Origin of the sequence: Pararhodobacter zhoushanensis, from assembly GCF_025949695.1 — a bacterium.
Lineage (GTDB): Bacteria > Pseudomonadota > Alphaproteobacteria > Rhodobacterales > Rhodobacteraceae > Pararhodobacter > Pararhodobacter zhoushanensis_A.
Genome location: NZ_JAPDFL010000001.1, coordinates 4078429 through 4093458 on the forward strand (window position 1 = coordinate 4078429; position 15030 = coordinate 4093458).

Sequence of the window (15030 nt, forward strand, 5' to 3'; positions counted from 1 at the left end):
TCAGGCGCTCCAATGGTTGTGAAGTTTGAGAATTTCGGCAGGGGTCGCTGCGCGGTCGATGACAAGAGCGTCGGAAATTTGGCCGGACCAGAAGCCGGTAGCCGTGCCTCCCGAGTTGAGGGCGCCGATTGCCATGTCAACGGTGGTGTTCACCGATCCAACCTGTGCATCGGAGTACACCTCTGACCCGTCGAGATAGAGTTTAACGGTGGTGCCGTCCCAACTCACCGCACCTGCATGCCATGCGTTGCGAAGGTCAGGCCCGGCTGAGAGGACACTTGCGCTTTGCAAGCCAACCCCCGCCGCCAGCCTGCCTGACGAGTCCAGAACCAGCCGCGCATGTCCGTTCGGCCCGAGGGTGCATCCGAGTAAGGCCCTGTTTGGCGCGTCTCCATTGAACCGCGACATAATCGTGCCACTCAGACCCAGCTTGAGCGTCGTCATCAGCCGGTCGTCGCTGCCGTCGAAGGAAAGGCCGGTGCTCTGGTAGGTCGGGCGAGCGCCTGCCGTTGGCTGCACGCCGTGGTAGCCAGGGATTTCGCGCACCGACATGTTGTCGATCTCGACATACTGTCCCGGCGCGGTCGGTATGGCGGTGCAGCCGACGTACATAGTTTCCGCCGTTGCTATGAAAACTTCGTTCAGATCGAACGAGCTCGACATGATCAGCCCCGACGCAAGCGCTGCGTTCGCGGCGAGCCGGTTTGAGATATTGCCGACAGTTCCCGTAAAGCCCGTCTGGGTCACACGGTAGAACCCGCCAACCACAAGGCCGGTGATCTCTTGAGACACGCCCATAACTGCCGCCGACGCTGCCGTTACACGGATACGACCACCAACCGAGGTGATAACCTCCGACCCTCGCGCCGCCGACCAACCGGCGACAGCGCTGCCGTCGCCGTTGATCAACTTCTCAGGCCCGGGCGTGGGGCCGGGCGTCTTGCTCAAGATCAGACCCGCAGGGTTTCCCGGCGCGGAAACATTCGTGATGCCCATGCTTGTCAGATACTGCGTGGCCGGGTCGCGGGCATCGAACAAAAGGCCCGTGTCGGACGGGCCGAAGATGGCGGCAGGGGTCCAGCGACGGCCCCCTGCCCGCGTCTGCGTGAGGCCCAGCCCAAGGCCAAGCGACAGCATCAGTCGATCCCCACGATGTTCGTCGCCGTCGTGCCAGTTGCCAGCACCCGCGCCACCCGGAACGGCAAGAGCGATCCCGCCAGCACGCCCACGATCGGCACCGGATCGCCCAGCTCGCCCCCGTTCCAGGGAATAACCATCAGATCGCCATCGCCGCCGACGTAAAGACCGCGCGTCACAAACGCCAGATCCGCGTCGTCGCTGGGCGTGATCGGCCACAGATTTTCACCAGGTGACCCGTTGTGACGGGAAATATGTGTTGCCTTGTCTTTCATAGTGTTTCTCCAAGGGTGAACAGTGTTTCAGGCGCTCGATCGCCACCGCAGCCTATTCGTGGCGAAGGGCGGCACTCAGCCAGTCGGCACAGGCAAGCGTGCGGGCGTTCTGGCGTGCCAGGGCGGCATCGAGGCGCAGGACAGCGACGTCCAAGCGCTCGCCCGTGAGCACGCCGCCGCGCGTGGTGCGGCGACAGTCCTCAGGCGGGGTCGCAAACACCTCGGCCACAGCCGGGGCGGCGCGGGCCGTGCCGATCGAGCGACCGGCAGCAGCAAGGCGCGCGGCGTCAGTTTGCGCGCAGGCGGCGCAGCAGATCGGGACCGACAACGCAAGCAGGGTCAACAGTCGTTTCAAGGCGGTAGTCCTCCAATTGCGCCGCGCGCGCCTCTGCCTCGGCCTCAGCCTCGGCGACGCGCCCGCGCAGTCCCTCGGCGGCGGCGGCAGCGGCCCTTTGCGCCTTGCGCAGGGCGTCGAGCTCGGCCAGCGCGGCGTCACGCTCAACGGCCAGCACATAGCCCGTGCGCGCCTCAGTCACGGCGGCGCGGCGGTCGATCAGGTGCCAGGAATAGGTCGCGACGGCCAAGCCCAGGCCCGCCGCCGCGCCAATCGCCAGGCGCGACGGCATCAGGCCGCGCCGCCCGCGTACCAGGTGCCGACAGTGAAACCGGGGCACGCCTTGGGGGCGTATTGGTTATGCCCGCTCAGGGCCATCGACCCGCCGACCCGGCCCTTGATCGCCTCGATCAGGCGGCGCAGGGCTGCGTCTTGGGCAGGCGTGAAGTTGTCGGCGAAAGCGTCGCGCACCCCCGACCCATGCCCGCCGATCAGGCTGACCCCGATCGTGCCCGCATTGTGCCCCGCAACATGCGCGCCGATTTCGGTCTCACTCCGGCCAGCCATCACCGCGCCGTCGCGGTCGATGATCCAGTGATAGCCAATGTCACGCCAGCCGCGATCCTGGACATGCCAGCGCCGGATCTCGGCGACCTTGTCGGCCAGCGGGCGGTCGTGAAACCAGCTCGGACGGGTTGCCGAACAATGCACGATGACTTCGCGCACCGGATGCCGGGCGCGGCCTTGATAGATCATGGTCTTTCCTTTCAGGGGGTGCGCAGGATCAGCCCTGCGCGGGCGGGTCGAAGATCTTGCCCCTGCGCCTTCAACCGAACATTTTGAACATGACGGGCAAGGCAACCAGCAGCACGACGAAGACCGGGATGCCGACCCGTATGGTGTGCCAGAAGTCGGCGCAGGGTGAGCGCTCAGGGCGGCGCAGGACCGGGTCAGGCATCGTCGCCCCCCTGCTGCGGCGCGATCGACTTGCCGTCGATCAGCCGCTCGATCAGGGTCACGGCCATCAGGCCAACCAGAAAGGAAGCCGCGCAGAGCGTGCCGAGGGCACCCGCGACGTCATCCGGCAAATCGCCGATCCACGGGCGCAGGATGAAGGGCGCGAGAACGCCGACACCAAACGCGGTTGACCCGCCCATGAAGACCACGCGCAGACCTTCGCGCCAGGTTGTCTTGAGCGCAGCCGAGCGAACCGCACCGCCGAGCGCGCCAAAGAACGTGAGCAGTGCGCCCCGTTCATTGAAGATCTGTTGCCACAGGTTCCAATCCATGCGGGCCTCTCACTTTGGGAATTTCGTTGCAATTTGCGAGAAATACGCCGGAAGGCGCGAGATCAGCGGAAGCGACTGCGGCACGTTTCAAAAAACTCCGCGAATTGCCCCAATGTTGTCTAATTTTTTGACGACCACACCGTGTCTCGCCCACTTCAGGGGGGGCAGCCACCGGACCTTTGGTGCCAACCTGGTCCGGTGGCACTTGCCATACCTGCAAAATCCTCTTGGCCTTTAGCCGCGTCAGAGATGACCCTGGGGAGGCAGCAGGCCGTCAGGCTGCCGTCTAAGGCACAGCCCAACGGCATTGGGTCAGTCACTCCGAACCGGCAGCGTCGCCAGAACGTCGGCATCGGTCGGCAGCGTCCGTGCCTCTGCATGCGCGGCATGTTGCCGACACGCGTCGTCACAGGAGGCGGCGGGTGGCAACCCCTTGAAGAATCATCCGAGTACCGTTCAAGTTGTGGACAGCTACGCCGTCGCCCTTCGTTGACGGGGTGGTCAGCCGCCGGGTCTGTGTTCGCCAACCTGGCTCGGCGGCGTTCTTCAATGATGCGTTAGGAGCGACGGCGTCAGGCTGTTGGCCAAGCTTCACACCAGCGGCTTTTGCTCAGTCACTCCAAACCGGCAACGCAGCCAGAACGTCGCCGGCGGTCGGCAGCGTGCCAGCCCCCGCGTGCGCGACCTGCTGGGCGTATGCCTCGACCCAGACGGCATCGCGCCAGGCGATGAAGGTCTGTGCCTCGGCTGACCAGGCCGGGACCGTCGAGTCGCGATATCCGGCGCAGGCGGCGGCTGAGTTGTAGCCAAGCGCCCGCGCCTGCGCCTCGACAAGCGCGTCGATCGCAGCGGTGATCTGCGCTTGCAGCGTTGCCAGCGCCTCGGCGGCGCGGGCCTCGGGGGTCTCGATCGTCAGGGTAAAGCTCATGAGGCGGGTTCCTCGATCCGGGTAGCGGGAAGGCTGATCGCGCCCGAGGACACGGTGACGGTCCAGTCGGTTGCAGGCTGATCGGGCGCGGCGGCGTCGCCCAAGATCACGCGCACCGTGCAGCGGATCTCGCCGCCTTCACGGGTGATCGTGCCGACAAAGGGATGCTCGCCCGAGGGCGTGGCGACTGCGCCTTCGGGCACGCCCGACAGATCAAACGCAGCACCGTCGACGCTCAGGACGTCGCCCGCGACAGACAGGGTGGTTTCGGGTGCGCCGGGCAAGCCCCGGCAGGGAGACAGGGTGATGTGCATGGGGTTGTCCTCAGAACCAGTGACCGACGGCGAAGACATCGACCGTCACGTCGGTTGCATCCGTGCCACTGCTGAGACGGGATGCGCGGATATAGGTGATGCCCGTTGCCGAGGCCGCAGAATTGGAGACGGCAAAGAACCGATCCGCGATCGGCACCGGCGCGCCTTGGCCCGCGAAGGGGAAGAATTTCGGCGGGGCAACGAAGGCCGCAGGCAGCGTCCAGTCCTGCGGCCCGGTGTAGAACGGCGAGGCGCGGGTGCCTGCGCCATTCGCGACCGGACTGCCAAGGTTGAGGCTATGCCAGCAATACTGCGTGCCATCGGCAAAGCGCACATAGCTGCCGTTGGCATTGCTGCCGCGCTCGATCATAGCGCCGGTCGGCACGCCGCCAGCCTGTGACACCGTCCCGAGCATCGAGCCGGTGTGGTGCAGCTTGTACCAGGCCCCCAAGGCACCGCCCGCATAGCGCGCGACATAGAGCGGCGACGTGTTCAGCGCGTTTTGTCTGGCGGCAATCTGCACGCCGTTGTTCTGGTTGAAACCGCCCATGTCGAGCACGGACCAGTTCGCCGACCCCGTCTCGGGCGCGCCGGTCGCATCGGAATAGGCGTAATAGAAACCGGCGCGGCGAACGCTGCCAAGATCGGCCAAGGGACCGTGCGACGCGCCCAGACCAAAGGCACCGACCGGCAACAGCCGCCCCGCGGTTGCGTCGATCGCGCCCGATTGAACCGCGGTGCCGCTCAGCATGCCGGTGATCTCAGCACCGCTGGACATGAGCCGCAGGCGCAGCGCGCCGCCCGTGGCGAACCCGAGGACGTTTGCGCCCTGCCGAAACATCCCCGTGTCAGGGTCGGCGGCGAAGGACAGCGCGGGCGCAGCGACCGTGCCATTCGGAAACAGGCCATTGCCCGAGCCGACAATCGCGACAGCGATCGCTGCTGCCGCCGCTGCCTCATCGCGGAACCCCAGGGCTTTCGCCGCGTGGTGCAGCGCCGAGAACTTGCCCGGCTTTACCGCTGCATCTTCCGGCTTCTCGGCCCAAGCCTCGGCCAGCGCCAGCGCCTCAAGCACCTGCGCAAGGATCGGCGAGACCGGCTGCGCCTGATCCATCAGATCCGCCAGCGTTGCCGTCGCCTCGGGCGGAACCGCGATCAGCACTGCGTAGGTCTCGCCCGTAGCAGGCCAGACCGTCAGCGCGTACTTACCTGTGTAGAGCACGGCGCTGAACTCGCCGCTGGCCCCGGAATGACCGGTGACGATCTTGGGAATGATCGTGGCGCTACCACTGCCGACGATCCCGCCCGCGCGCGAGATCCGGTAAGGCGCGCCCGCAAGCGCGATCCCGCTGGGGTCAACCAGCGTGCCTGTAACTGTGCAAGTCATGGGGGTGCCTCAGGGTTTGGGGGCGGCGGTGCGCGCAAGGGTGTTGCGGGGGCTGGCTGGCGCGATCATGGCGCGGTCACCCGGTACTCGGACCAGAAGAAGGTCGCGCCGCCAAGGTTGATGCGGTACTTGGCACCGGCGGGAACCTCGGCAGAAACGTTCGAGTAAAATGCACCTGACTCGACAAAATGGCCTGCGTTTACCCAGGTCGAACCGCCGTCGTGCGACACTTGGAAATACACGCCCACTCCCCCGCGTCAGCGGTGATCGAGACGTGCAACGGCAGGGGGGTATCGTTGGTGTAGACGGTCACACCCGTGCGGCTGGCGGTCACATCGTACCATTTGCGCGCCGATAGCAGCGCCGCGAGCTTTGCCGGGCTGATCACCGTTTCCGTCGTGCTCACGCCCGCATTCCAGACCGCCTGCGACGCGCTTGTCAGGGTCAGATACCCCTCAAGCTGCGCGAGGGTCACGGCGTCAGCCGGGTCGGTGCCTGCGGCCAGCCCCGTGACCTTGTTGCCCCCCATGGCAAGGGCGGTCGTCGCCGCGCCGAACAGCGACAGCGGATGCACCCAGGCGGTGTTTGCCGGGTTGCGGATCTTCAACGCGCCGCTGGACGTATCGGCCCAGAATTGCCACGGCACAAAGGCCGTCGGGGCCGAGGCCCCGCTATGGTGCGAATTGACCGCCCCAACCAGCGCGTTGATGTTCTGGCGGACCTGCTGCGCGAGGTCGTTCTCGACCGAGAGACTGGGAACCTGTGTCATGCTACCTCATCAAAAGTGACGCGCAGGACCGTGACGATCGGCGCGTAGTCGATAGTTTTGGTGGACAGAAGCGCGCGCGCCTGAACGCCGCGCGCGGTGATTTCGGTGGCATTGATCCGCCGCCACGCCGACCAGCTCGGCGAGCCGGACGGATCGTCAGGCGTGGTGCGCAACTGCACCTCGGCGTCGCACTCGGCATTCTCGGTGCCATCGAAATCGCCCCAGCCGTCGATCGGGCCGGTGCGGCTGTCGAAGATATCGTTGAGCGCGACCGATTCCATGGTGACCACGGCACGGGCGCGCACCGTCTTTGCGGCCCCAAGATCAAGCGTCGTGGCAAAGGTATAGAGGCCCGACAGGGTGATCCCGAACGGCAGATCCCAGCTTTGCACGTCGCCGATGTAGCCGGGGATATCGTCAAACAGCGTTGTGCCCGCGAGCGTCAATTCACCCGCATCAACAGCGGTGCCGTCATGCGCCCCCGAGAACGCGGTATCGGCCTGCAACAGGCCAGCGGTCGAGAACGCCACCGCCTGCGCCGCGTCGGTCTCGACCTGACTGACCGGGCCGGGAATGCCCGTGCTGTCGATCGCGCGCACAAGATAGGTGCCCGGCAGCAACGGCACGATGGCAATCGTGGTGTTGCCGGTCACCTCATCGAGCAGCACCGAGTTTGTCCATTGCGGCGACGCGCTGGACGAATGGCGGATAACGACGCGGCCCCCGATCAGCACGTCCAGATCGAGCGGCACGCGCCACTTGAGGACAGCAAGCCCTCCCGCCGACTGGATCGACACGTCCTGCAAGGCTTGCGGCGGTTGCAGCAGGCCGTGGATCTCTTGCTCATAGGACGCCCAGGGCGAGCGAACACCGAGCTTGGAAATCGCCGCCACGCGGAACGCCCACGGCCCCGGCGTGATATCCTCGATCACGGCGGTTGTGCTGGCCGTGTCGGTCAGCCGGACCCAGTCGCCACCATCCAGACTGCCCTCCAACTCATAGCGCAAGATGCCGTTATGGCTGGACGGCGACCAGGTGATCGTTGCCCGCGCCTTGACCCCGTCGCCCGCGCGCGTGGCATAGAGCGTTTCGACAACATTGGTGATACCGGGCGCGGCCACATCAAAGGCGCTCGGCAGCGTTGTGCGGGGCGCAGCCGCGTAGATCTGTTCCTCGGTCGCGTCCCAAGAATAGACCAGCGGCGAGGTCTCAGACAGGCGCAGCACCGGCATAAGCCCGATGCCATCGGCGACGGGTTGCAGGGTCAGCCCGGTCGCGGCGAAGGGCTTGGCATCGGCCCCCCAGCGGGCGCGGGTCAGCGACACGGTATCACCGGGGCGCACGCGCAAATGCGTCAGGTGCGCCGGCCACTCGACACTGAGTTGGCGGCGCGAAATCTCCAGCTCGATCTTGGCGATCCGTTGGGCCGCGCTTGAGGAGATCGTGAACGGCAGCGTGATATCGCGCCACGCGCGCCGCCCGTTATCCTCGGCCAGGTACACGTCCGACGCATAGATCGGGAAGTCATCCGGCTGCCAATCGTTCTCGGGCGAGATGAACGTGCCGCGCACCGCGTTGAAGCTGCTGGCCCGCGACAGCCGCGTCACCAGCTTGAGCGGCCCCGCTGCGTCATCGTCGGACAGGCTATGCTCGGGCGTGCGATACGCCCCCGACAGGATGCGCCAGACGCCGCCCGAGCGCACCACCTGACCCGCCATCGCCGTCAGCATCGCCTGAATGATCGCCTGCGGCGTCGCACTGGTATCGACCACGCCGTTGATGGTGTAGCGCGGCTCAGTGCCGCCGTCGGCCAGCGCGATCTCTTCGTCGCAAATGTTCGCCTCACCGATCAGATCGTCGCCGTCGATGCCCTGCGGATCACCAATGCCCGCGCCGAGGCCGAAGTCTTCATTTGCCATGTAATCGGCAAGGCACAGGGCGGCGTTGGTGGTGTAGCCGCGCTCGCCGGTGCGCGGGTCCAGAATGTCATTCTTGCCGCGCACAATGGCGGTGACTTTGGGCACGCCCTGCGGATAGGTGTCGGTATCGTAGAAGAACCGGATCGCGATGGCAGCGCACCCGGCAAGGCGGTGATCCGCCGTCCACTTCTCCGTCCAGCCGGGCGCAACGAACGCGGTCTGACCGTCCGTGCCCAGCCGCTTTTCGACAGCCGCACGGTCATAGTATCGGCCTTGCGGAATGCCCTCGGCGTTGAACGCCAGCTCATTGTTGAGATAGATCTCGTCGATCCCCGCGACTTCATGCGCGGCAAGGACGATCACCAGGTGATACAGCTGCTCGCCAAACCGGTTGCCCTCGGCGCTCGATCCCTTGAACACGATGGTGCCGCCCTTGCGGACACGGCCATAGACAATCTCGCGCGGCGCAATCGGTTGCGTGATCGAGACCGTGCGCGAGTTGTTCGCCTGCCCGCGCTGCGAAAGGGCCTGCCCGGCGGCGGACAGCAGCAAGGATGCGCCAAAATTGGCAATCGTTGCGACAAACCCGGTCAGGCCGAACGCGCCCGCAACACCGAGCGTGGCAATTTTTCCGATGATCGCAACCGCGATAGCCATGGCTCACACCCTCCAGGCGGCAGAGCACTGGCCGAGCCGGGCATAGATCAGCCCGGCCTCGCCGACGAAGGCCGCCGACGCGCCGACGCACACGCCAAAGGTCTGCCCATCCATCACCACGTCACCGCGCCGCGCCATCAGCACCGGTATAGGCGCGCCCAAAGCGGCCCCGGCCCCGGTTGCCAGATCCGGCCACCCCAACCGGCGCATGACGCGCGCCGCGCCGATCTCGGTCTTGTAGCGCCCGCGCCAGGCTTGGGCGGCGCTCTCGGTGCCGGTCAGGGCGGCGCGCACATCAGCCGCCCAGGTGGCGCAATCATGCACGCCCCACTGAAACGGTCGCAGGCGCGCAGCCTCGATCTGCTCGGCCAGGATGGTTTCCCATCCGGCGATCCGGGTCACTCGCCCCATGTGTCTTCCTGATTCTGAATGGTGGTGACAAACTCGAACCCCAGATCGCCGGGGTGTTTGACCTGCTGATCTTCATGCGTGTAGCGGCGCACGCGCGGGCGCTGCAGGTCGATCAGCTGGTTCTCATAGCTGATCGAAATGGTGCAGCTGTCGTCGCCCTCATCAATCTGCGGCACGTCCAGCAAGCCGCCGAACAGAAACACCGGGTCCGCAATCAGCGCCCCGGTTTCCTCGAACATGCCCAGCCAGACCTTGCCGCTGTCGCCTTGTCGCGCTTCATCAATCGCGATCTGCACCAGATCCAGCGGCACGCCCGACAGCGCCACGGTCAGGCCCTGCGCGACAACGCCGTTCGATTCCTCGATCGGTGACACCGCGAGCAACTGCCCCGCGCCCGTCCATTCGTGCCCGCCCCAGCTGATCGGGCGGAGGCCAGACCACAGACGCAACGCGCCGCTTTCAAACTGCCCTTCCACGAACAGCGCCAGGCGCGGCGTCTCACTGCGGGCAATTGCGGCGATTGCCGCCGCCGTCATGTCCCGGCTCATAGCGCTTCGACCGCCTCGACCGTGAAGCGCAGCAAGCCGAATTCCACGCCGGTAATCACGGGCGACACCGCCCGCAAGCGAACCGCAGGCGCGGCGATTTCGACGGTCGCGCCATGCTCGGGCGCAGCGCGCAGCGCAGGCACGAAGTTGAGCGTCGCGGCCCCGCTGGACGGCACCACGTCGGCGGTCAGCTGATAGAGACGGGTTTCGTCACCCGTGCCGAGGCTGAAGAAATCGCCCGCCACCAAACCGACGACAGTCCATCCCGCCGTGATCAGGCTGTTGCCCGATTGCCCCGCACCGTTGACCGTGACCGTTGAATGCGCGGCATTGGCAATCGTCGGATCACGGAAAATGAACGGGCGGCGCTTGTTCAGCGTCTGGCTTGCGAAGGCTTCAAACAGGCGACCGCGCGCCTTGACGCCGATGGTGTAAGCCCACCGCTCGCCGCCCCAATCCTGCACCTGCCCGGCATAGGAAAACGGGCTCTGCGTCGCGACCACGGCGCTTTGCAAAAAGCGCTCGGTCTTGGCGCTGCAATTGACGGGAAAATCGACCATCAATACCCCCGCATCTGCGCCGATTTGGTCGCGAGCATTGCCTGTTGAACAAGCGCCGGGGTCCGTGCATCCAGTTGCGCCGCGATTTCCTCGGCGACGCCGCGCTGCGCCCCGCGTGCGTCGATGTTGTAGACGATCGACGGTGCCGCCCCCGCCGAGCGCAACAGCGATGCGGTCTCAAGCGCGGGCGTGATCGCTGCGCCGACCGGCAAATTGAGGATTTCGGGGCCTTCCTCGCCGACGATCGACGGGCCACCGCGCCAACTTTTGGTGCCGCGCGCGTTTTTCCCCAGCAGCCCCCCGATGATCGAGAAGATACTGCCGCCGCCGCTCGCCCCGAGGGATTGAAACCCGCGCATTGCCTGCATGCGGGCCAGTTCAAGGATCAGGCTGACAACCGCCCGCCGCCCCTGCTCGCCGCCCTGTGCCATTGCCATGAAAATGTCAGTGACAGCCCCGATGCCGCGCTCGCCCGCTTCCTGCACGCGCCGCATGCGCTCTGCGGCCTGCTCGGCATTGTCGCCCGCCGTGACATAGGCCGCCGCCATCGCGTCAATCTCGGCGGTCAGTTCGGGCGTGATTGCGCGCCCCTCGGCTTGGGCTGCGGTCAGCAGGCGGGCACGCTCGCGGGCATACTCGATCGCGTCGGCATACTGGATGCCCGAGGCCGCGACCTGCGCCAGCGATGCCGCCTCGGCCAGCAGCGCCTCGGTGCGCTCGCGAATATCGGCCACCGTGCCCGCATAGCCGGTTTCGCTGCCGCCACTGCCGCCGCCAGATTGAACCGGCGGCAAATCAAAGTCGATGTTACGCGGTGCAGGTGGCGGGGCGCTGGCGCGACGACCGCCTTGCATGTCTTGCAACATCGGCACGCCATCAAGCGGCGCGCCTGTATCCATTCCGTAAGGATCGCCCGGCAGTTCCGACGCGAGGCCTCGCGCCTCGGTACGCGCCAGAGCCAATGCCCGCTGCAAGGCCGCAATCTGCGCCTGCGCGTCAGTAGTCGTCACACCGTCAATCTCGCCGAGCGCGGTCAGCGCCTCACCCGCGCGCGTTACAGCGGTTTGCAACTCGCGCTCAAAATCGGCGGCGCTGATTTCACCCGCCTGAAACCGGGAAACCAGTTGCTCCATATCTGCGATCACTGAGTCAAAACTCAGCATTTCGTCAACCATGCCAAGGTCAGACAACTGCCCGGTAACGTCGGCCATTGACCGGGCAACGCGGGTCACATCGCGATCGACGCCGTCAGCCAAGCGCGACACGCCATCAAGCGCCGCCTCGGTACTGTCCGACAGCTCGCGCGTCTCCGCGATCAAAGTGTCGAACCCCAAATCACCCAACACGGCGCGGGCGCGCTCCAGCGAGCCAAACATCCGCTCCAGCATGTCCGCAGGCGTTTCGATGCCGCCCGCGAAAACCCCAACCGCAACGGTATGGAAGAATGCTTGTGCGCGCGCGGTCAACGTGTTGAATTTTTCCTCAAGGATCGAGGCGCGCACAATCAAGTCGCGCTCTACGACCAGCCCGAAATCCCGAGCATTGCCGATCAGTTCTTCCAGCCGATCCGCGCCTTGCGCGACAACGCTGACAAAGCGCTCACCCGCCGTGCCGCCAAAAATCTCATCGCCGATCCGAATGCGGCTCGCATTATCCACGCCTTCCAGGCGGCGCATGATTTCCAACAGCAGCGCCGAGGGGTCTTTCAGGCGGTCAGACAGATCGGCGGCGGTGAAGCCCAGGCGGGTAAACGCCTCAGCTGCCGAGCCGCCGCCCGTCACAATGAATTCGTCGGCGCGCAGGTTCAGCTCGCGAAACCCATCAGCGACGACGTCTTGGCCGACGCGAAACTGGCCGAACACATAGCCCCATTCCTGGAACGCCTCGGGGGTCACGCCCGCATTGCGCGCCGCATCGCCGATCTGCGCCACGTCGCGCATGATGCCACGCACCGCGATCGCCGAGGTCGCAAGCGTCGCCCCTACAGCCGACAGGCCAAGAACGCTTGAGGTCATCCCGCGAATCCCCGCGCGAGACCCGCGTGAAACCCGGTTGCCTCTTGCCGCGCGCCACTCAGGCCGCGCGAGAATTCCGCCGTATCCAACCCCAGCGACGCGCGCAGCCGACCGATATAACCCGCCATCAGTTCCCCCGTTTCTGGCCGCGAATGCGCGCCCGGTAATCGTCCATCGAAATTGAGCCGATCTTTGACGCCATGCTTTGCAGGGCATGGCCCTGCGCCTCTGGCGGCAATGTCTTGCCGGGCGTTGCTTCCAGATCGTCCAGGAAGCGGCGCAGCCCGTCGCCGTCGACATGAGCGCCAACCCATGCCGCCAGCGCGGCATCGGCCAGGCGACGGCGCTTTGCCAGCGCCTCGCCTTTGAGCGCGCGTTGCAGCGCGCGCGGTGTTTGTGCCCAGAATGCCCCCGGTTCAAAGCCTGCGGCGATCCACTCGACCGCAAGCCCGTCAGCCCAAACTCTCAGGCCGACGGGGGCGGCGGATTTCCCGAGGCGTCACCCTCGGCCTTTACCGGGGCAGAGCGTTTTAGCGCCTCGGCGAGACCGTCGCGCAGCGCTTGCCCGTTCTGATCCAGCAGGTCGCCGACAGCCTGCACCGTCAGGCTGGGGTGATGCACAACAGCACAGGCCCAGATCAGCGCCCGCAGGGCTGAAATAGTGCCGCGAAACCCCTGCTCGACCCCGACCAACTCGCGCAGCGGGTCCAGCCCGGCGCGCGACACTACGCTTTCAAATTCGCACAGCGCGTTGACGTCGGCACGCAGGTAAAGGGTGGCCCCGTCAGCCAACGGGACCGCGACCTTTTCAAAAGGGGCGCTGCTCATGCTGCGTTCGCAACCGTCGCCATCAAGCGCCAGGTTGCCCGCATCATGATAACGCCTTTCAGCGCGCCCACCGGCTTGTAATCTTTCAGATACCCCATGCAGGTAACCTGCTTTTTGTTCACGCCGGTGCCGACCGTGATTTCGACCAGGTGCAGTTCTTTCTCGCCGGTCGTGCTGTCGCGAACGTTAAGCTCGGTCAGGGCGGTGTCACCGTCGGACCCGGCGTCCAGCAGCATTTCTTGCGTCCAGTCGACAGCAGGCAAGAGACCCGGCTTGTTTTCCTCGGTCGCACCCGGTGACGCCTGGTGCGTCACATCAAGGTCAGCGGGCATGCGGTCGGGCCATTCGACGTTTTGCAGGCCCTTCATGGAGGTCCAGGAAGGCGTTTCACCGCGACCGACGCGCAGGGTCGACCCGTGCGAAAGCGCGGCAGCAATGGACGTAGCGGGGGCGGGCATAGTGTATCCTTTCAGAGAGGGAGATTGCGGGCGCGCGTGGTTGTCGCGCCAAAGGTCAAAGTCAGAGTTCCGATGCGGGGCGACCCCTCGCCGGAAATCTCGATCGCCGAGGACCGCAACGCAAAGTCGCGGCCCTGCGCTTGCACCCCGGCCTCGATCGGCCCGACCAGCGCCTCGGCGTCGTCGTCAAGGGTATCTTCAAGCTCGGTGCCGTCGCCGCCCTTGTGCGCGCGCTTGACGACCACGACGGCAACGAAGTTCTGGAAATCAGTGTCCTGCGCCGCCGCGTCGCGTTCCTCGGTCGGCGTTGCAATGCCGATCACCGGCAGAGCGTCGGGCGAAAGATTGGTGGTCCAGGCCGAAATGATCGACTTGCCCGCCCAGGTCGGGTTGCCCGCCATTACCACAGCGACAGCGGCGCGCAGATCCTCGCGCAGGGCCTTGCGCTCGGCACTCATCCCGCCACCACCTCAAGCTCGCAGATCAGGTGCGCGTCGGGGGCGGGCGAGCCTTGCGGCCAGATATTCAAGACACGCAAGGTGCCGTCCGCGTCCGAAACCCGATCATCGCGCGCCAGCTCGGGCACCAGATTACGCCGCACGCGCCAGGTCGGCGCGGTGATCAGCACATCGACCCCGTCGGGACCGATCGCCCGCACAGGCGTGCGGCGCAGAATGGACTTAACCACGCGCGCCGAGCCGCCCTGCGGGGTGTAGGGCACGCCACTGCCAAGAACGGCAGCGGCGATCCCGGACATGCCGTCAAACAGCGACGTCACCGCACGGCACCGTCCAGCAGAACGACGCCAAGTGCCGACGGGTTGGCGGCGATTTCCGCCGCCGTGCCCGCCAGCGTGTTGCCGCTGGCCGTGGTGGTAAACACGAAATTCGTGTTGTCCCAATACAGCTTTGCCCCGACGGTCCACGCCTGCGCGGACGTCTTGGCATGGGTGAACACGCCCCGGCGCTGGATCTCGACCTGTGCGCCGGTCAGGGCGTCATTCAGCGCGATGCCCAACAGCGAGCCGATCAGCACGCCCTCGCCCGACTTGACGTCACGCGGGGCGAGGACGCCGACGACCTCGCCCGGTTGAATGTAGTTTTTCATCTTTCAGCCTTTCTCGACAGGGCACCACCGCCCGAAATGCAAAGGGGCGGCACTGCTGCCGCCCCGTTTGGGTTCAGATCATGCGCAGGTCAGA

22 protein-coding genes are annotated in these 15030 nt (G+C 65.9%); all 22 read right to left on the bottom strand.

Annotated features, from left to right (window positions below):
* The 22 genes from OKW52_RS20255 to OKW52_RS20360 all read right to left on the bottom strand — a co-directional run bounded on the left by OKW52_RS20255 (nucleotide 1) and on the right by OKW52_RS20360 (nucleotide 14936).
* The gene (locus OKW52_RS20255; protein ID WP_264507306.1) at nucleotides 1-1137 is read right to left on the bottom strand and encodes a LamG domain-containing protein; all 1137 of its coding nucleotides are present in this window, start codon (nucleotides 1135-1137) and stop codon (nucleotides 1-3) included.
* Nucleotides 1137-1412, bottom strand: coding sequence for a spike base protein, RCAP_Rcc01079 family (locus tag OKW52_RS20260; protein WP_264507307.1), 276 nt, complete (start codon nucleotides 1410-1412; stop codon nucleotides 1137-1139). Before OKW52_RS20260 ends, OKW52_RS20255 begins: the two co-directional genes overlap by 1 nt.
* A gap of 52 nt (nucleotides 1413-1464) precedes the next feature.
* Nucleotides 1465-1755: a hypothetical protein gene (locus tag OKW52_RS20265; RefSeq protein WP_264507308.1), complete on the bottom strand. Its 291-nt coding sequence runs from the start codon at nucleotides 1753-1755 to the stop codon at nucleotides 1465-1467.
* Nucleotides 1700-2038, bottom strand: a complete 339-nt coding sequence (locus OKW52_RS20270; RefSeq protein ID WP_264507309.1) for a hypothetical protein — start codon at nucleotides 2036-2038, stop codon at nucleotides 1700-1702. Before OKW52_RS20270 ends, OKW52_RS20265 begins: the two co-directional genes overlap by 56 nt.
* Nucleotides 2038-2502, bottom strand: a complete 465-nt coding sequence (locus tag OKW52_RS20275) for an N-acetylmuramoyl-L-alanine amidase (RefSeq protein ID WP_264507310.1) — start codon at nucleotides 2500-2502, stop codon at nucleotides 2038-2040. The genes OKW52_RS20270 and OKW52_RS20275 overlap by 1 nt, the downstream gene beginning before the upstream one ends.
* A 70-nt stretch (nucleotides 2503-2572) precedes the next feature.
* Nucleotides 2573-2704, bottom strand: a complete 132-nt coding sequence (locus OKW52_RS20280) for a hypothetical protein (protein WP_264507311.1) — start codon at nucleotides 2702-2704, stop codon at nucleotides 2573-2575.
* Nucleotides 2697-3035 carry a hypothetical protein gene (locus OKW52_RS20285; RefSeq protein WP_127109951.1) on the bottom strand — a complete coding sequence of 113 codons (339 nt, stop codon included), beginning with the start codon at nucleotides 3033-3035 and terminating at the stop codon, nucleotides 2697-2699. The genes OKW52_RS20280 and OKW52_RS20285 overlap by 8 nt, the downstream gene beginning before the upstream one ends.
* A gap of 610 nt (nucleotides 3036-3645) precedes the next feature.
* Entirely contained in the window at nucleotides 3646-3963 is a 318-nt protein-coding gene (locus OKW52_RS20290; protein WP_264507312.1) for a hypothetical protein, read from the bottom strand.
* A complete protein-coding gene (locus OKW52_RS20295) occupies nucleotides 3960-4277 on the bottom strand; it encodes a hypothetical protein (protein ID WP_264507313.1) in 318 nt (105 codons plus the stop codon). Before OKW52_RS20295 ends, OKW52_RS20290 begins: the two co-directional genes overlap by 4 nt.
* 10 nt (nucleotides 4278-4287) lie before the next feature.
* Nucleotides 4288-5664 (bottom strand): hypothetical protein, encoded by a 1377-nt coding sequence (locus OKW52_RS20300; protein ID WP_264507314.1) that lies wholly within the window; start codon nucleotides 5662-5664, stop codon nucleotides 4288-4290.
* Between the two features lie 65 nt (nucleotides 5665-5729).
* The gene (locus OKW52_RS20305) at nucleotides 5730-5906 is read right to left on the bottom strand and encodes a hypothetical protein (RefSeq protein WP_264507315.1); all 177 of its coding nucleotides are present in this window, start codon (nucleotides 5904-5906) and stop codon (nucleotides 5730-5732) included.
* Nucleotides 5864-6433 (bottom strand): hypothetical protein, encoded by a 570-nt coding sequence (locus tag OKW52_RS20310; RefSeq protein ID WP_264507316.1) that lies wholly within the window; start codon nucleotides 6431-6433, stop codon nucleotides 5864-5866. Before OKW52_RS20310 ends, OKW52_RS20305 begins: the two co-directional genes overlap by 43 nt.
* Complete coding sequence (locus OKW52_RS20315) at nucleotides 6430-9009, bottom strand: phage tail protein (RefSeq protein WP_264507317.1); 2580 nt, start codon at nucleotides 9007-9009, stop codon at nucleotides 6430-6432. The genes OKW52_RS20310 and OKW52_RS20315 overlap by 4 nt, the downstream gene beginning before the upstream one ends.
* Nucleotides 9010-9012: 3 nt before the next feature.
* Nucleotides 9013-9420: a DUF6950 family protein gene (locus tag OKW52_RS20320; RefSeq protein ID WP_264507318.1), complete on the bottom strand. Its 408-nt coding sequence runs from the start codon at nucleotides 9418-9420 to the stop codon at nucleotides 9013-9015.
* The gene (locus OKW52_RS20325; RefSeq protein WP_264507319.1) at nucleotides 9408-9968 is read right to left on the bottom strand and encodes a hypothetical protein; all 561 of its coding nucleotides are present in this window, start codon (nucleotides 9966-9968) and stop codon (nucleotides 9408-9410) included. Before OKW52_RS20325 ends, OKW52_RS20320 begins: the two co-directional genes overlap by 13 nt.
* The gene (locus OKW52_RS20330) at nucleotides 9965-10528 is read right to left on the bottom strand and encodes a hypothetical protein (protein WP_264507320.1); all 564 of its coding nucleotides are present in this window, start codon (nucleotides 10526-10528) and stop codon (nucleotides 9965-9967) included. Before OKW52_RS20330 ends, OKW52_RS20325 begins: the two co-directional genes overlap by 4 nt.
* Nucleotides 10528-12543 carry a phage tail tape measure protein gene (locus OKW52_RS20335; RefSeq protein WP_264507321.1) on the bottom strand — a complete coding sequence of 672 codons (2016 nt, stop codon included), beginning with the start codon at nucleotides 12541-12543 and terminating at the stop codon, nucleotides 10528-10530. The genes OKW52_RS20330 and OKW52_RS20335 overlap by 1 nt, the downstream gene beginning before the upstream one ends.
* Nucleotides 12544-13008: 465 nt before the next feature.
* A complete protein-coding gene (locus OKW52_RS20340; RefSeq protein WP_264507322.1) occupies nucleotides 13009-13371 on the bottom strand; it encodes a hypothetical protein in 363 nt (120 codons plus the stop codon).
* Nucleotides 13368-13829: a phage tail protein gene (locus OKW52_RS20345; RefSeq protein ID WP_264507323.1), complete on the bottom strand. Its 462-nt coding sequence runs from the start codon at nucleotides 13827-13829 to the stop codon at nucleotides 13368-13370. The genes OKW52_RS20340 and OKW52_RS20345 overlap by 4 nt, the downstream gene beginning before the upstream one ends.
* An 11-nt stretch (nucleotides 13830-13840) precedes the next feature.
* Nucleotides 13841-14287 (bottom strand): hypothetical protein, encoded by a 447-nt coding sequence (locus OKW52_RS20350; protein ID WP_264507324.1) that lies wholly within the window; start codon nucleotides 14285-14287, stop codon nucleotides 13841-13843.
* Nucleotides 14284-14607 carry a head-tail joining protein gene (locus OKW52_RS20355; protein WP_264507325.1) on the bottom strand — a complete coding sequence of 108 codons (324 nt, stop codon included), beginning with the start codon at nucleotides 14605-14607 and terminating at the stop codon, nucleotides 14284-14286. Before OKW52_RS20355 ends, OKW52_RS20350 begins: the two co-directional genes overlap by 4 nt.
* Complete coding sequence (locus tag OKW52_RS20360) at nucleotides 14604-14936, bottom strand: DUF2190 family protein (RefSeq protein WP_264507326.1); 333 nt, start codon at nucleotides 14934-14936, stop codon at nucleotides 14604-14606. The genes OKW52_RS20355 and OKW52_RS20360 overlap by 4 nt, the downstream gene beginning before the upstream one ends.
* Nucleotides 14937-15030 lie beyond the last annotated feature (94 nt).

Coding starts and splice junctions, on each gene's coding strand:
- OKW52_RS20255 (WP_264507306.1), bottom strand. CDS start 1,137: ATGCTGTCGCTTGGCCTTGGGCTGGGCCTCACGCAGACGCGGGCAGGG.
- OKW52_RS20260 (WP_264507307.1), bottom strand. CDS start 1,412: ATGAAAGACAAGGCAACACATATTTCCCGTCACAACGGGTCACCTGGT.
- OKW52_RS20270 (WP_264507309.1), bottom strand. CDS start 2,038: ATGCCGTCGCGCCTGGCGATTGGCGCGGCGGCGGGCCTGGGCTTGGCC.
- OKW52_RS20275 (WP_264507310.1), bottom strand. CDS start 2,502: ATGATCTATCAAGGCCGCGCCCGGCATCCGGTGCGCGAAGTCATCGTG.
- OKW52_RS20280 (WP_264507311.1), bottom strand. CDS start 2,704: ATGCCTGACCCGGTCCTGCGCCGCCCTGAGCGCTCACCCTGCGCCGAC.
- OKW52_RS20285 (WP_127109951.1), bottom strand. CDS start 3,035: ATGGATTGGAACCTGTGGCAACAGATCTTCAATGAACGGGGCGCACTG.
- OKW52_RS20290 (WP_264507312.1), bottom strand. CDS start 3,963: ATGAGCTTTACCCTGACGATCGAGACCCCCGAGGCCCGCGCCGCCGAG.
- OKW52_RS20295 (WP_264507313.1), bottom strand. CDS start 4,277: ATGCACATCACCCTGTCTCCCTGCCGGGGCTTGCCCGGCGCACCCGAA.
- OKW52_RS20300 (WP_264507314.1), bottom strand. CDS start 5,664: ATGACTTGCACAGTTACAGGCACGCTGGTTGACCCCAGCGGGATCGCG.
- OKW52_RS20310 (WP_264507316.1), bottom strand. CDS start 6,433: ATGACACAGGTTCCCAGTCTCTCGGTCGAGAACGACCTCGCGCAGCAG.
- OKW52_RS20315 (WP_264507317.1), bottom strand. CDS start 9,009: ATGGCTATCGCGGTTGCGATCATCGGAAAAATTGCCACGCTCGGTGTT.
- OKW52_RS20320 (WP_264507318.1), bottom strand. CDS start 9,420: ATGGGGCGAGTGACCCGGATCGCCGGATGGGAAACCATCCTGGCCGAG.
- OKW52_RS20325 (WP_264507319.1), bottom strand. CDS start 9,968: ATGAGCCGGGACATGACGGCGGCGGCAATCGCCGCAATTGCCCGCAGT.
- OKW52_RS20330 (WP_264507320.1), bottom strand. CDS start 10,528: ATGGTCGATTTTCCCGTCAATTGCAGCGCCAAGACCGAGCGCTTTTTG.
- OKW52_RS20335 (WP_264507321.1), bottom strand. CDS start 12,543: ATGACCTCAAGCGTTCTTGGCCTGTCGGCTGTAGGGGCGACGCTTGCG.
- OKW52_RS20340 (WP_264507322.1), bottom strand. CDS start 13,371: ATGAGCAGCGCCCCTTTTGAAAAGGTCGCGGTCCCGTTGGCTGACGGG.
- OKW52_RS20345 (WP_264507323.1), bottom strand. CDS start 13,829: ATGCCCGCCCCCGCTACGTCCATTGCTGCCGCGCTTTCGCACGGGTCG.
- OKW52_RS20350 (WP_264507324.1), bottom strand. CDS start 14,287: ATGAGTGCCGAGCGCAAGGCCCTGCGCGAGGATCTGCGCGCCGCTGTC.
- OKW52_RS20360 (WP_264507326.1), bottom strand. CDS start 14,936: ATGAAAAACTACATTCAACCGGGCGAGGTCGTCGGCGTCCTCGCCCCG.